The 15947-nt window shown below is 35.4% G+C and carries 14 protein-coding genes; 1 reads left to right on the top strand and 13 read right to left on the bottom strand.

What is annotated here, in order from left to right; all coding sequences use genetic code 11:
- Positions 1–144: 144 nt before the first annotated feature.
- The 5 genes from P0Y62_01605 to egtD all read right to left on the bottom strand — a co-directional run bounded on the left by P0Y62_01605 (position 145) and on the right by egtD (position 5919).
- Complete coding sequence (locus tag P0Y62_01605; GenBank protein WEK70251.1) at positions 145–1035, bottom strand: aspartate carbamoyltransferase catalytic subunit; 891 nt, start codon at positions 1033–1035, stop codon at positions 145–147.
- Between the two features lie 244 nt (positions 1036–1279).
- Positions 1280–2842 carry an ABC transporter permease/substrate-binding protein gene (locus tag P0Y62_01600; GenBank protein ID WEK70250.1) on the bottom strand — a complete coding sequence of 521 codons (1563 nt, stop codon included), beginning with the start codon at positions 2840–2842 and terminating at the stop codon, positions 1280–1282.
- On the bottom strand, positions 2842–3747 hold the full coding sequence (locus tag P0Y62_01595; protein ID WEK70249.1) for an ABC transporter ATP-binding protein: 906 nt from the start codon (positions 3745–3747) through the stop codon (positions 2842–2844). Before P0Y62_01595 ends, P0Y62_01600 begins: the two co-directional genes overlap by 1 nt.
- 9 nt (positions 3748–3756) lie before the next feature.
- Positions 3757–4938 (bottom strand): ergothioneine biosynthesis protein EgtB, encoded by a 1182-nt coding sequence (gene egtB, locus P0Y62_01590; protein ID WEK70248.1) that lies wholly within the window; start codon positions 4936–4938, stop codon positions 3757–3759.
- A gap of 15 nt (positions 4939–4953) precedes the next feature.
- Entirely contained in the window at positions 4954–5919 is a 966-nt protein-coding gene (gene egtD / locus P0Y62_01585) for an L-histidine N(alpha)-methyltransferase (GenBank protein WEK70247.1), read from the bottom strand.
- Positions 5920–6286: 367 nt separating this feature from the next.
- Between egtD and P0Y62_01580 the strand changes: the two genes are divergently transcribed.
- Positions 6287–6748, top strand: a complete 462-nt coding sequence (locus P0Y62_01580) for an Lrp/AsnC family transcriptional regulator (GenBank protein ID WEK70246.1) — start codon at positions 6287–6289, stop codon at positions 6746–6748.
- 169 nt (positions 6749–6917) lie between these two features.
- Here the strand turns inward: P0Y62_01580 and argH are convergent, their stop codons facing one another.
- From argH to P0Y62_01540, 8 genes are all read right to left on the bottom strand, one after another.
- Complete coding sequence (gene argH, locus P0Y62_01575; protein WEK70245.1) at positions 6918–8222, bottom strand: argininosuccinate lyase; 1305 nt, start codon at positions 8220–8222, stop codon at positions 6918–6920.
- Between the two features lie 356 nt (positions 8223–8578).
- Positions 8579–9661, bottom strand: coding sequence for a M20 family metallo-hydrolase (locus tag P0Y62_01570; GenBank protein WEK70244.1), 1083 nt, complete (start codon positions 9659–9661; stop codon positions 8579–8581).
- The gene (gene argB / locus P0Y62_01565) at positions 9636–10430 is read right to left on the bottom strand and encodes an acetylglutamate kinase (GenBank protein WEK70243.1); all 795 of its coding nucleotides are present in this window, start codon (positions 10428–10430) and stop codon (positions 9636–9638) included. The genes P0Y62_01570 and argB overlap by 26 nt, the downstream gene beginning before the upstream one ends.
- A gap of 7 nt (positions 10431–10437) precedes the next feature.
- Complete coding sequence (locus P0Y62_01560) at positions 10438–11397, bottom strand: N-acetylornithine carbamoyltransferase (GenBank protein WEK70242.1); 960 nt, start codon at positions 11395–11397, stop codon at positions 10438–10440.
- Positions 11398–11623: 226 nt separating this feature from the next.
- On the bottom strand, positions 11624–12763 hold the full coding sequence (locus tag P0Y62_01555) for an aminotransferase class III-fold pyridoxal phosphate-dependent enzyme (protein WEK70241.1): 1140 nt from the start codon (positions 12761–12763) through the stop codon (positions 11624–11626).
- Positions 12764–13098: 335 nt separating this feature from the next.
- Positions 13099–14061, bottom strand: coding sequence for an N-acetyl-gamma-glutamyl-phosphate reductase (argC, locus tag P0Y62_01550; protein ID WEK70240.1), 963 nt, complete (start codon positions 14059–14061; stop codon positions 13099–13101).
- Positions 14058–15254, bottom strand: coding sequence for an argininosuccinate synthase (gene argG, locus P0Y62_01545; GenBank protein ID WEK70239.1), 1197 nt, complete (start codon positions 15252–15254; stop codon positions 14058–14060). The genes argC and argG overlap by 4 nt, the downstream gene beginning before the upstream one ends.
- Positions 15226–15825, bottom strand: a complete 600-nt coding sequence (locus P0Y62_01540) for a GNAT family N-acetyltransferase (GenBank protein WEK70238.1) — start codon at positions 15823–15825, stop codon at positions 15226–15228. Before P0Y62_01540 ends, argG begins: the two co-directional genes overlap by 29 nt.
- Positions 15826–15947: the final 122 nt, after the last annotated feature.

Genomic DNA, 15947 nt, shown 5'->3' with positions numbered 1-15947 from the left:
TTTTTATTTTTTTCAACCATCCTTATTACTGATGATTCTTATTTTTAACCACCCCGTCAAAAATTCTTTGAATTTTCGCCACCCCTCCAAAGGAGGGGAATTTATGGGCGTTTACTTTTAACTTGGTTCTTAATTCATTGGTTCTTATTTAAAAGTATACCCTTCTTGTTCCAACGCCTCTTTTAAAATTGCCATTCTTGCAAAAACGCCATTCTGCATTTGTTTAAATACTCTTGATCGTTCGCATTCTACCAAATCTGTATCAATTTCCACTCCTCTGTTAATTGGAGCCGGATGCATAATAATCGCTTCTTTTTTCATGGCTTGCTCCCTTTCCTTTGTCAAACCATATTTTCTGTGGTACTCCGATGCTGAGAAGCTCATTTTTGCATCATGTCTTTCGTGCTGAATTCTTAACAACATTAAAACATCAACCTCAGCAATTAACTCATCAACACTTAGGTACGTTCCGTTGATTAAAGCGCCTTCATCAAACCACTGTTCAGGTCCTGAGAAATATACTTTTGCACCCAGTCTTCTCAAAGCTTCTGCGTTTGAATTGGCAACGCGGCTGTGTTTTACATCTCCTACAATTCCCACCTTCAAGCCTTCAAATTTTCCGAATTCCTGGTAGATTGTCAACAGATCAAGCATACATTGGGAAGGATGGTTTCCTGTTCCGTCTCCACCGTTGATAACCGGAATTTTTATATTTTCCAGTTCCTCAAAATACCTGTCTTTTTTATCTCTGATCACTACCAGATTTACCCCCAGACTTTCAATTGTTTTTACCGTGTCGTAAAGACTTTCTCCTTTATTTACAGAACTGTGAGAAGCATCAAAAGGAACCACTTGTAATCCTAGTTTTCTTTCGGCAATATCAAAACTTGTTTTTGTTCTGGTACTGTCTTCAAAGAAAAGATTTGAGCAAAAAACCTCTCCTTCTATTTTAGCAGTTTTTCCATTGGCAAAAGCTAATGCTTCTGTAACTATACTGTTGATTCTCTCGGTGCTTAGTTCTGTAATTGTAAACATACTATCTTAATTTTTTCACAAAAAAAAAGCGAAGAAAATATCTTCGCTTACTATAAATAAATATCGTAAAGGGCGTCTGCGCCCGGTAATTCTAATGATATAAATACTGTCTTATTCATTAGATGCAAAGATACAACAATTTTAGAAACTGACAAAACCAAATTTGCATTATATCTGAAATTTAATTATTCTCGCTACAGTATATGAGATTTGGAACCGTTTTAAAAACTTACATCTAATAAAATTATTTTTTATCAGTATAATTTTTCAAGTCGGTTATTGATCTTATTTTAAACTGATCAGCTTGATTTCTTCGCATAACAAGTGCATAAGCATTATTGAAGCCAATAGGTTTAAGCCAGCGAATTCTGTATTTTTTCTCAAATTCATTTTGTACAAACTGATAGGTAAGATCCGCGCTTTTCGTGACTTTATCTATTGTTGAATTATCAGGCGTCAGTAAAACCAGCAATCCCGTTCCCGTATATTCGGGGTAAAAATCTATGGAATCGTTCATTAAAGCATCAAAACAGATTTTTGTTCCGCCTAAACCCGTTTTGGTTTCCACATTATAATAGGTATTTCCCTCGATCAGCATTTTATACATTTCGGCAAGGATATATTGTTCACCAAATATTTTTGAGCCAATCCGGATCGTTTCATTTCCTGCTTTATTGGGAGTTTTATACAAATGATTTTTAACCAAAAATTCTTTCGCCACTTTCTCCGGAACCTCATGAAGATAGTCGGTTTTATAATTCAGCTCTCTCATAACAGAATCACTGATCTTTCCTGCGAGGAGATCGAGTATTTTTTCGAGATCAGGATATTTTTGCAACGTTTTTTCCTTAATAATAGGAGCTGCAAAGTATGGAGGAAATATTTTTTTGTCATCATTTAAAACCATCAAGTCATAAGCTTTAATCCTACCATCTGTAGAATACCCACTGATAACGTCTAATTTTCCTTCATATAAAGCCTTATACATTAGTGCATCATTAACAACGGAAGGATTTAAATTTAAATGATAAGTATTTTTCACACCAATATCTCCATCTTTTCTTCCCATAAATTCAGGCGTAAAACCGGCACGCAAATCGTTTGCAGAATTTTTAGTCCAAAAATAAATTCCACCTGCAAGTATAAAAACAACAGGAATAAGGATCAATATTTTCCGGATCGTACGATATGGTAATTTTTGAATGAAGGCAATGATCTGATCCACAATAACTGCCAATAATGCCGCCGGAATCGCTCCCGCAAGGATCATATTAGAGTTATTAAGAGAAATTCCGCCAAAAATAAACTCACCCAAACCTCCCGCTGCAACAAAGGAAGCCAACGTTGCCACTCCGACATTAATTACTGCCGCAGTTCTGATTCCTGCAACGATAACCGGCATTGCCAAAGGTAATTCCACTTTAAAAAGCAATTGGCTTTTCGACATTCCCAAGGATTTTGCTGCTTCAATGACGTTGTTGTTTACTCCCGAAATTCCTGTATAAGTATTTCGGATGATGGGCAACAAAGCGTAGATTAACAGTGCAACAATTGCAGGCTCCGGTCCGATTCCGAATACAGGAATCATAAATCCCAGTAAAGCAATACTTGGAATGGTCTGTAAAATTCCGGCACCCGTTAAAACGGGCGTTGCCAATTTTTTTTTGCGGCTGATTAAAATTCCTAAAGGCAAACCGATGGCAATAGCAAACAATAACGCAATAAAGGTCAGTCCCAAATGCTGGATCACCTGAATGAATATTTTATGCTGCTGCTCAACAAGAAACTGCCACAAACTTTGCTGCATTATGCTAATTGTTTTTTTCGGTATTCGTTAAAAGCTGCTATTATTTTGTCGTAAAGTTCAGCATCCTTTAGATTTGCATTAAGGTTCTGAAGAACATTCCAGATATTTTCAGTTTTATCAAAATCTTTTTCCGGCACATTTTCTAACTGAAGGTCTTCAACTTTGGTGATTTTATATTCTAAGATCAGACGGTTGCTGGCAAAGAAATTTTTGACAAAATCAGTCTTAGGATGATAAATCATTTCTTTCGGGGTTCCGATTTGGATAATTTTGCCTTTATCCATTAAACAGATCCGATGCCCCAATTCAAATGCTTCGGAAACATCGTGCGTCACCAAAATGATGGTTTTATTTTTCAGTTCATTCAATGTTTTAAATTCAGAATGAATATCGGATCTTGTAATATTATCCAGTGCTCCGAAGGGTTCATCCATCAATAAAATAGGTGTATTTGCTATCAAAGCTCTGGCAATTCCGACGCGCTGCTGCTGTCCGCCACTTAATTCGTGAGGAAATCTTCTTAGAACATCATCAGACAAATGCAGTTTATGAATTAATTCTTCTGTCCGGGTTTCAATTTTTTTTGAATCCCATTTCTGGAGCCTTGGAACCACGGCAATATTTTCAGCAATCGTATAATGAGGGAAAAGTCCGGAATTCTGCATCACATACCCGATTCCCATTCTTAATTCTTCTGTTTTCTGCTCTTTAATATTTTTTCCATTAATTAAAATATTACCCGAATCTGAATCTATGAGACGGTTAATCATTTTAAGGGTAGTCGTTTTTCCACAACCGCTGGTTCCTAATAAAACCAAAATTTCCTTTTCATGAGCAACAAAGGAAATATCATCCACAGCGGGACGATTATTAAAACTTTTAGAAACAGATTCTACAGTAATCATCAGTTCAAATTAATTTGCCAGCCTGATTCCCGTGAATTGCCACTGAAGATGGGTCTGAAAGAAATTTCTATATGTTTTACGGCTGTGCCCGACTGGTGTTGCAACAGAAGCGCCTCTTAAAACCATTTGATTAACCATGAATTTTCCGTTGTACTCTCCCACCGCTCCTTCTTCTTTTGCAAATCCTGGATATGGAAGATAGGCGCTTCCTGTCCATTCCCAACGTTTTCCCCAACTGAATTTTCCGGAAGCAACTTCCCATTCTGCTTCGGTCGGTAAGCGTAAACCTTTCCAGGATGCGAAAGCAGATGCTTCGTAAAAGTTGATATGACAAACTGCATCATCGGGATTAATTTCTTTTAATCCGTTCAAGGTATAATGCATCCATTTTCCTTCTATAAAATGCCAGTAAAGCGGAGATTTCAACTGATTTCCTTTTACCCAGTCCCAACCTTCAGCGTGCCAATGTTTAAAATCTTCATAACCTCCGTCATTCATAAATTCAATATATTCTGCGTTGGTTACAAGACGGTTTGAAATCTCAAAATCGTTCAGAAAAACTTTATGCCTGTTTAATTCGTTATCGAAACAAAAACCTTCACCTTCAAATCCTATTTCATAAATTCCTTCGGAAAAAGCAAGCATTTCTAAATTTTCATGCTCTGGCTTTTCTAACGGATAATTTTTGTCATAAGCCGGGAATAATGGATTGTGACCCAAAATATATTTAATATCCGTTAACAACAATTCCTGATGCTGCTGCTCGTGGTTTAAGCCTAATTCAAAGAGCTTTTTTAAATCTTCATTTAAATCAAAATTGGATAAAAAAATCGTCATATTCTGATCAACATATTCTCTATAACGATAAACATCAGCAACGGAAGGACGGCTTAAATTTCCTCTGTCTGTACGGATCACACGAGCTCCGATCGTTTCATAATAGCTATTGAAAACAAAATTATATTGCGGATCAAAGACCTGATAATCCGGAAAATTCGGGATCAGAATAAAGGTTTCAAAAAACCATGTCGTATGTCCCAAATGCCATTTTGGAGGACTTACGTCTACAATAGGTTGTACAACATAATCTTCTATTTCAAGAGGTTGGCAAATTTCAACAGAACGTTTTCTAACGGCTTGATATTTTTCTTTGATCTGTTCCTGAGGTGAGATTAAAGTGAGATTTTTCATAGTTTCAGATTTAAATTATACAACTTTCCAAATAGCATCTATAAACCATTTTCTGGAATCTGAGATTTCTTTTAAAGATTCAAAACCATTTTTAACAGCCATTACATTTATTTCATCCAGAGAGTATTTCTGTGAAATTTCCATGTAAACCGCTTCGTTTTCTTTAAACTGAATCTCTTGATTTCCAATAGCTACGATTTGATCTTTTAAGCTGATCAAATAACTTCTGCACGCTCCTGATAATGGGTCATAAGTCTGATAATGCTGAAACTGATCAATATTAAAATCAGCATTCAACTCCTCATTGATCCTGGTCAAAAGATTGAGATTGAAAGCAGCTGTAATGCCGGTCTTATCATTATACGCCTGTAAAATGGTGTGCGGATTTTTCTTTAAATCGAAACCGATGAGAAGAATATCGCCGGGATTTAGTTTTTTTCTCAGCTCACTACAAAAATGATAAGCCTCTTCAACTTCCATATTCCCGATGTTACTTCCGAGAAACAGGATCACTTTTCTTTTGGAGGAAATTTTGCTTGCTTTATCAAGCATTTCAAAATATTCTCCGTTTAAACCAACAACATGGAGATTGGGAATTTTTAAAGCTAATTTAGCTTCCAAAACTTCAATAATATTCCCCGAAATATCAATTGGCATGTAAGTAAAATCTGCTTTTTGACCAACAAGATATTCCAATAAAAAAGAAGATTTTGTAGCGTCTCCAGCTCCAAGCTCAATCAGATCAAAAGATTCATCAAAAGCATTGATTGCATTTGCCAGATCGGCTGTTTTTTGCGTAAAAATTTCAAGTTCACAATCAGTAAGATAATATTCCGGCATATTCATGATCTGCTGAAAAAGATGATCTCCCTTCTTGTCGTAAAAATATTTGGAAAGCAGATGTTTGGGATCACCTTTCAGTCCCCCAATAATTTCACTTTGAAATTTATTCTGTGTTTCTTCGAAGGAAAAAGTGTCCATATCAATAATTTTCCTCATGTTTAGTTTGTTATTTGGTAAGCAGATCAATACAATTATTCTGCCATTGCAGGAATTTCGTCATTCTAAAAAGCAGTTCTGTTCCTTATCCTAAATTAAAAGTTTTTTTAATATAAAATGAACTTATCATATGAAATTATCTATATACATAAAATTTATACAAAAAAATATTTTACTTAGATTTGAGAAACGGTTTTTGCTGATTTTCAACAATTAATAAGGCTAGAATAAAAAATGGCTTTTATATTTTTTAGTCAAAACTGAAGTAAAGAATCAGCATATTATCACAATGTAATGGATAATAAAAAAATTAGATTGTATATTTGTTACAACTCAACATTATTATTATATGGATTTAAAAGACAGAATGATTCTCAGCATAATTCAGGAAGATTCCACTTTATCCGTGAAAGAAATTTCGGAAAAGATTGGTCTTACCTTTACTCCAACCTATGAAAGAATCAAACAGCTGGAGAAAAACGGGATTATTGAGAAATATGTAGGTCTTTTGAATCGTGAAAAACTAGGTCTGAATATTGTGGTGTATTGTAATGTTCGTTTGAAAGAACAATCTCAGAAGGTTTTGGAAACATTCGAGAAAAACATTGGCAAACATGATGAAGTTCAGGAGATCATCAGTCTTTCCGGTGAATACGACTACATGTTAAAGATTATTGCAAAGGATATCAATTCTTATAATGAATTCGCCGTGAACGTGATTTCAAATATTCCAAATATCGGGCAATACCACAGTTCTATCGTGCTTCATGAAGTAAAAAAATCTACTAAGTTTAAGATTGATTTGGATTAAATCTTTATTTAAACTCAAACTTTTTCTATATAAATTTAAAGATGCTTCGACAGGCTCAGCATGACATCTCTAATACTAATTGTTTTATTAGCCATTCATTAGTAGTGTTGTCATGCTGAGCTTGCCGAAGCATCTCATTATCAATTTAAAACAATTTTCTTGTTTTAAATCAACCCAATAATTTATTTTTCAGTTTATTAAACTGATATTCGATTTTATCTAAACACAGGTTTCCGATACTTCCTTGGTGTGTATGATTGAGATTGCCTATTTCAAAATCAAACGCATTATTTTCAATCTCCTGTCCTATTTTTACATAAGCATCACGGAATGAACTTCCGTTTTTCACTTCTTCATTGATTTTCTCTACACTGAAAAGATATTTATACTTTTCATCCTCAAGAATTCCATCTTTTACCTGAATATTGGGTAACGTGTAATTTAAAATCTCCAGACATTCTTTTAAAGAATCAATAGCTGGGAAAAGAATTTCTTTCGTCAGCTGCATATCTCTATGATAGCCTGAAGGGAGATTATTTGTCAATAAAATAAATTCATTCGGTAACGACTGAATTCTGTTACAACGCGCTCTAACCAATTCGAAAATATCCGGATTTTTCTTGTGAGGCATAATGCTGCTTCCCGTTGTAAATTCTTTAGGAAAACTGATAAAATCAAAATTCTGACTCAAATACAGACAGACATCATAAGAGAATTTGCTTAAAGTTCCCGCCAAAGTAGCCATTGCCATCGACAACATTTTCTCCGATTTTCCACGCGTCATCTGAGCATATACAGAATTATAATTCATCGACTGAAATCCTAAATTATACGTCGTGCTTTCACGGTCAATCGGGAAAGATGAGCCATAACCGGCTGCAGAACCTAATGGATTTTTATTAATGATATTTTTAACCGAAAACAACATTTCCACATCATCCAATAATGCTTCTGTGTAGGCTCCAAACCACAAACCAAATGATGAAGGCATTGCGATCTGTAAATGGGTATATCCCGGAAGCAAAACATTTTTATGCTGTTCTGCTAATTTGATTAAAATCTGAAAAAATTCATCCGTTAATGCTGTAATTTCCCGGATTTCATCTACTAAATACAATTTAATATCCAATAAAACCTGATCGTTACGAGATCTCGCCGTATGTATTTTTTTTCCTGTATCGCCTAATTTTTCAATTAAAATCGATTCAACCTGCGAATGAATATCTTCCGCATTTTTATCGATTTCAAAAGTTCCGTTTTCGATGTCTTCTAAAATACCTGCCAAAACAGACAACATCTGTTCCGATTCTTCATTGGAAATAATTCCAACTTCTGCCAACATTTTACAGTGTGCCATAGAACCTTTGACATCATATTTCGCCAGACGCTCATCAAAGTCAAGATCCTTCCCGACTGTAAAGTTATTTACTAATATATTGGTGGCATTATCGTCTTTCTGCCATATTTTTTTCATATTCTTTCTTTAAAAATTTAATCTATTTTGACAACCCAGCAGAACTCATTTTCTATTTCTGCAACTTTAAACATTTCCACATTTTTAAAGTCTTTCATTTTTAACATCAACCTTTGCATAAATCTTTATTAAAAATATTCAAACTTCATCGTCTGCTGAGTAAAGTCAAAACAGTAAAAAAACTAACTAAAATCAAATGTTTTGAAGTTCAAAGAAGTACGCCGAACTTTTACCTTCTGTTACTTCCCTTCCCTTTATTTATTATTGTACTCAACTTTGTCATTCCGACAAAGGAGGAATCTATTGAATGATCAAAAAGAGATTTTTCACTTACTTACAAGCCTCTATCATCCAGCCTATAATATCCTCTCCAAAATTCGGATGTAAATCTCAATTCCCTCAGCAATTTCTTCAATGAAAATAAATTCATCCGCGGTATGAGAACGCCTGCTATCTCCAGGTCCCAGCTTCACAGATGTACAAGGAATGATTGCCTGATCGGATGAAGTTGGTGAACCATAAGTTGTCCTTCCAATTTCTAATCCTGCCTTTACAAAAGGATGATCCATTTCAATTTTTGAAGAATTTAATCTAAAAGACCTTGCCGTTAAAGTTGATTTCATCTGTGACTGTAAGATTTCGAAAGCTTCCTCATTTGAATATTCATCTGTAACTCTCACATCCAGTGTAAAAGCACAAGATTCCGGCACCACATTATGCTGAACTCCGGCATGAATTCCTGACAATGTTATCTTTACCTCTCCTAAATAATCTGAAACTTTTGGAAATCTGAAGTTTAGAATATTCTGCAGATCTTCCATACATTTCACAATAGAATTATCATTATTCGGATGAGCGGCGTGAGAAGGAGTCCCTTTCATTTCCCCGTCAATAACCAAAAGTCCTTTTTCCGCAATTGCCAGATTCATCAGCGTCGGTTCTCCCACAACAGCAAGCTCCACATTCGGAAGCTGCGGAAATAAAGCCTCGATCCCATCAAATCCTGAAATCTCCTCCTCTGCCGTTAAAGCAATAACTAAATTATATTGTAAATCTTCTTTATCATAAAAATGTAAAAAAACCTGCGCCATTGAAACCAAAGAAGCGCCTGCATCGTTACTTCCCAATCCGAATAATTTACCCTCTTTTTCTATGGGCAAAAACGGATCTAATGTATACGCCTTATTCGGTTTTACCGTGTCATGATGCGTATTCAGCAAAATCGACGGTTTGAAAACATCAAAATTTTTATTCACCGCCCAGATGTTATTTTTAAAACGTTTGGTCGGAATATGATGCTTTTTAAAAAAGTTTTCAATTTCCACAGACGTATTAAATTCATCTTTGCTGAATGACGGAATTTCAATCAGTTTTTTTAACAATTCAACTGCGTTATTCAGTAGTTCTTCTTTACTATAAACAGATTTCAGTTCCTGCATGATGGTTTTCTATATGGTTTTTCAGTTCGGTTTCTTTAATCAGGAATACCTTATTTACATTATTTTTTACAGCTCCAAGAGCATTTTCTAATTTTGGAAGAATTCCTTTGTGAAGTTTTCCTTCATCTTTTAATGTAGAAAACTCTTCTTCGGAAATATTCTTAATAACAGATTTCGGATTATTAACATCCTCCAAAACACCTTCTTTATCAAAGCAATACAATAATTCCACATCATATTTTACCGACAAAGCTTGAGCAATTACAGAAGCAATCGTATCTGCATTTGTATTGAAAAGATGTCCTTTTTTATCATGCGTAATTGCGGAAAATACAGGAACCAATTCAAGTTTAAGCAACTTTGAAATCAGTTTTCTATTCACACCTTTTTCCGTAATATCGCCCACAAATCCAAAATCGATTTCATCATCTTCACGTTTAGTTGCTTTAATTAGGTTCGCATCGGCACCTGAGAATCCTATAGCCTTGCATTTTTTCTGCTGAAGTTTGGCTACAATATTTTTGTTGATTCCTCCTGCATAGACCATCGCTACAATATCTAAGGTATCTTTATCCGTAATTCTACGTCCATTCACCAGCTTCTGTTCAATTCCCAACTTGTCTGCCAATGTTGTTGCTAATTTTCCACCACCATGAACGAGAATCTTTTTTTCCTGAATCTGGGCAAACTGCTCCAGGAATTCTTCCAATAATTCCTCATCATCAATCAAAGCACCTCCAATTTTTATGACGAAAAGCTTTTCTTGCATGATTTGATTATTTTGAATTAATTCCATCTAAAATTTCAGAGAAAACTGCCTGAGCTGAAAAAATACGGTTTTTAGCCTGCTGATAAATAATGGAATTCTCACCATCCATTACCTCATCGCTTAATTCCACATTTCGACGAACGGGAAGACAGTGCATTACCTTTGCCTGATTGGTGTTTTCCAATTTTTCGTTCGTTAACATCCAACTTTCTTTCACTTCCGGCATCGCAGCATAGTCATCAAAAGACGACCAATTTTTAACATAGATAAAATCTGCATCTTTCAACGCCTCATCCTGATCATGAATTACTTTCACGTCTTTTGTAAAGCTTTTATCCAAATCATACCCTTCAGGATTTGTTATTACCAATTCAACATCCATCTCCTGCATCCATTCTGCGAAAGAATTTCCTACCGCATGAGCAATCGGTTTGATATGAGGAGCCCACGTTAAAACCACTTTCGGTTTACGTTCTTCTTTCCAGTTTTCTGTAATGGTGATACAGTCTGCCAAACTCTGCAAAGGGTGACGTGTCGCTGATTCCAATGAAATAACCGGAACTTTTGCGTGTTGTTCAAACTGGCTTAAAATACTTTCGTTAACATCATCTTCCTTACTTTTCATCCCCGCAAAACAACGAACCGCAATGATGTCACAATATTGATTTAATACTTCAATCGCATCTTTAATATGTTCAACCGTATCTCCGTTCATCACAGCACCGTCTGCAAATTCCAAGTTCCATGCTTCCTGAGCAGCATTTAATGTTAAAACATTCAACCCTAAATTCTGTGCGGCAATCTGGCTGCTTAAACGGGTTCTCAAACTTGAATTTAAAAAGACAAGTCCTATCGTTTTTCCTTTTCCTTTCTCAGTTTCCGAAAGAGAATTTTGTTTAATTTGTAAAGCTTTTTTTATAATTTCCTGTAAGTTTTCAACATCACTCACAGAGGTGAATTTTTTCATTTTGAATTGATTTTAAAGATTTTTATCTTACATATTATGTTGAGTTTTAACGCTATGGTCGCGAAGTTTTTTTTAAATAAACTTGAAAATATTTCTAGTTCGCAAGGGCGTTTCACTCAGCAATTGAAAGTTGCGTTTGTCATTCTGACAAAGGAGAATCCATCAACATAAAAGAGATTCTTCACTTCGTTCCATTAAGAATGACAGACCGCATAATTTTCACAGCTTAAATATTCTCCAATACTTCTTTCAAAGCATTAATGAATAAATCAGTTTCTTCTTTTTTAATGTTAAGTGCCGGAAGAATTCTCAACACAGCCTTATCATTAGAATTTCCTGTGAAAATATGATGATTGTACAACAGGCTGTTCCTCACTTCAGAGCAGTCCCTGTCAAGTTCAATCCCAATCATCAAGCCTTTCCTTCGGATCGTTTTAATATGTGGAAAACCTTTAATTTCATTTTCAATATAAGTGCCCATTTCCTGAGCATTTTGGATGAGATTTTCATCTTTCATTACGTCTAATACAGCAATTGCCGCGACACAAGCCAAATGATTTCCTCCAAAAGTAGTTCCCAGCAAACCATTGCTTGCCTCAAATTTCGGATGAATCAAAACACCGCCGATTGGAAAACCATTTCCCATTCCTTTTGCCGTTGTGATGATATCGGCTTCAATTCCAAATTCCTGATGAGCGAAGAAATAACCACTTCTTCCGTATCCGGACTGAACTTCATCCAAAATCAAGACAACATCATGTTTTTCGCATAATTCTTTGATTTTAGTTAAAAATTCAAGTGTTGGAATCATAATTCCACCAACTCCCTGAATTCCTTCAATAATAACGGATGAAATTTCACTTCCCTTTTTTTCAAAAACCTCTTCAAGTTGTTCGATATTATTCCATTCAGATTTAATGAATCTTTCATCATAATTGACAGGAGCAACAATTTTTGGATTATCCGTCACAGAAACTGCTGCGGAAGTTCTTCCATGAAATGAACCTGAAAAATACAGCACTTTGTTCTTTCCGTTGTGAAAAGAAGCCAGTTTTAAAGCATTTTCGTTCGCTTCAGCACCTGAATTACACAGAAACAGATTGTAATCTTCCAAACTTGAAAGTTTTCCTAATTTTTCAGCCAATTCAGTTTGCAATTCATTTTGAACCGAATTTGAATAAAAAGATATTTTATCTAACTGGTTCTTTAATTGAGTTTGATAATGTGGATGATTGTGACCAATAGAAATCACAGCATGACCTCCGTAAAAATCAAGATATTGTTCTCCCTTATCGTCCCAAAGGAATGATCCCTGAGCTTTAATTGGATTTATGTTGAATAATGGATATACGTTGAATAAATTCATCTTAGTTGATTGTTTTTGGTTGATAGTTGTTGGTTTTTAACAACTATCTTTATTATTTTTCTTTTGTCTTGAAACAAAAGTTCAAGACTTGGAAACTTCCGCTAAAAAATATTTTTGTTCTCTAAAAATCCCAAAACTCATGCGAACTGAATATTAGTTCTTCGTTTCAATATTTGTGTCGCACTCAAACAGTGGGATTTTCTTAACGTTCACAAAATTATTTTTCTTAACGATTCATTTTCCTAGGTCGGTTTTGATTGGGCTTTAAAAATTAATTACAAACTACAATAGAGATGCTTCGACAAGCTCAGCATGACAAACATTTTACTTTGATATTAAAATGCTATTGGTTTTAAGTTTAATCCTGAATTATCTTCCCAACCCATGGCAATATTCATATTTTGCACCGCCTGTCCGGAAGCACCTTTCAACAAATTGTCAATCGCTGAGTGAATTACTGCAACATTTCCACTCTTTTCAATATGAATCACACAGCGATTCGTGTTGACAACCTGTTTTAAGTCAATTGCTTTTTCGCTTACCTTTACGAAAGGCTCATCTTCATAAAAATCCTTAAACAATTGCTCAATATCTGAAAGTTCTAAATCTGTTTTCACAGTGGAACTTGTAAAAATCCCTCTCGCAAAATCCCCTCTCCATGGAACAAAATTCAGACTGATTTCATTTGTATTATAAGCAATTAACTGCTGTAAAATCTCATCCACATGCTGATGTGTCAAAGTTTTATAGGCTGAGATATTATCATTCCTCCAGGTAAAATGCGTTGTTGCCTGTAAAGACTGCCCCGCTCCTGTAGAACCTGTGATTCCTGTTGTATACACTTCATTTAACAAACCTTTTTGAGCTAATGGAAGCAAAGCCAGTTGAATAGCCGTTGCAAAACACCCTGGATTGGCAATACTTTTCGCTCCGGAAAGTTGTTTTTTATTGATTTCAGGTAATCCGTAGATAAAATTTCTGTTTCCGAAATTCCCGTCTAAGCGAAAATCATTTCCTAAATCAATGACCAACGTTGAATCTTTTACAGCATTTTGATTCAGCCAATTCTGACTTTCTTTGTGAGGAAGACATAAAAATAAAATATCCACTTCTTCTGGATGATCTGTTAAAAGTATTTCACAGACCGTCGCTAAATCCGGGTACAAATCTGAAATTTTTGTGCCCGAATTCGAACGACTATATAAAAAACTCAAAGACACATGAGGATGAAAAGCCAGCAGCCGAACCAATTCGCTTCCCGTGTAACCGTTGGCGCCTACAATTCCTACTGTTTTCATATTTTGGTTGCGTTAATCTGATGATATATATTCAAGGAATTGCTTACAATTTTAGTATACCCTTTCACATCTTCTCCCGTCCAAGCTCTGTTTGCTTCTCCATAACTTCCGAATTTATCAGACATTAGATCGTGTTCAGATTCAATTCCATTCAAGATAAATCGGTAAGGATGAAGAGTTACAAAAACTTTTCCACTGACCGTTTTTTGAGAATCAACCAAGAAAGACTCGATATTTCTCATCACTGGATCTAAGAAAAGTGCTTCGTGAAGCCAGTTTCCGTACCAATCGGATAATTGGGACTTCATCATCTGCTGATATTTTGAAAGCGTATGTTTTTCCAATAAATGGTGCGCTTTGATAATTACAGATGCTGCAGCCGCTTCAAAACCAACTCTTCCTTTGATTCCCACAATCGTATCTCCAACGTGAATATCTCTACCAATTCCATAAGCCGAAGCTAATTCTTCAATTTTCTGAATCGCATAAACAGAATGTTCAAAATTTTCTCCGTTTACAGCCACAACTTCTCCATTTTTAAACTCAATTTCCAATTCAGAAGGCTCAGTTTCTTTAATTTGAGACGGAAAAGCTTCTTCGGGGAGATAATTTCTTGACGTCAACGTTTCTTTTCCACCTACCGAAGTACCCCAAAGTCCTTTATTCACAGAATATTGCGCTTTATGGAACTCCATTTCATAGCCGTTATTTTTCAAAAACTCGATTTCCTCTTCACGAGACAAAGCCTTATCACGAATCGGCGTAATGATCTCAACATTCGGACACATTACCTGGAAAATCAAGTCAAAACGGACCTGGTCATTTCCTGCTCCCGTGCTTCCATGAGCAATGGCATCAGCACCGACTTCAATCGCGAATTTTGCAATTTCCTGCGCCTGAATCGTACGTTCCGCACTTACAGACAACGGATAGGTATTATTTTTTAAAACATTCCCAAAAATCAAATACTTTACGCAAGAATTGTAATAATCTTCCTGAGCATCTACACACCTGTATTCTTTCACCCCAAGATTTAAGGCTTTCCTTTCCAGTTCTTTCTCTTCTTCTTTAGAAAAACCTCCGGTATTTACAGTAACTGCATACACATCATATCCCAGTGTCTCACTAAGATATTTAGCACAGTAAGAGGTATCCAACCCTCCGCTAAACGCTAAGATGACTTTCTTGTTCATTGCTATATTTAATTTCCGGCTGCGTATGGGCAGCTCCATTTTTTGTTATATTTTCAGGAACGAAAAGCATGGCCGTGCACAGGCAGTTTTTACGTTCTTTTTTCATTAAAATTTCATAGTTCACACAGTTCTTACAGCCGTTCCAGAATTCCTCATCCTGAGTAAGCTCAGAATAAATTACCGGTTTATAGCCTAAATCACTGTTGATTTTCATTACGGCAAGACCTGTGGTAAGACCGAAGACTTTCGCATTCGGATATTTTTCTCTAGATAATTGGAAAACTTTATTTTTAATTAAAGTTGCAGCACCTCTTTCCCTGAATTTAGGAGAAACAATCAATCCGGAGTTAGCCACAAACTGACCATGCGACCAGGTTTCTATATAACAGAAACCCACCCACTCTCCGTTTTCAGTAGCCACCACAGCATTGCCTTCTGAAATCTTCTTACTTAAATATTCTATGGAACGTTTGGCAATCCCCGTTCCTCTACGCTGTGCAGAATCGTACATTTCCTGCTGTATTTCACTCACATACATCAGATGTATGGATGAGGAAATTTCTATTTCCATTTATTTATCTAAATTTTTTGGCAAATTTAAAATATAATTTCTTTTAAAACCAAATAAAAAAGATAATTTTATTGAATTAATTTAATATACAGGTAATTTTATCTTTACACTAAATTAATATT

The organism is Candidatus Chryseobacterium colombiense (genome assembly GCA_029203185.1).
GTDB lineage: Bacteria > Bacteroidota > Bacteroidia > Flavobacteriales > Weeksellaceae > Chryseobacterium > Chryseobacterium colombiense.
The sequence above is the reverse complement of the archived record's forward strand: the minus strand, read 5'-3'. Positions and strand labels throughout refer to the sequence as shown.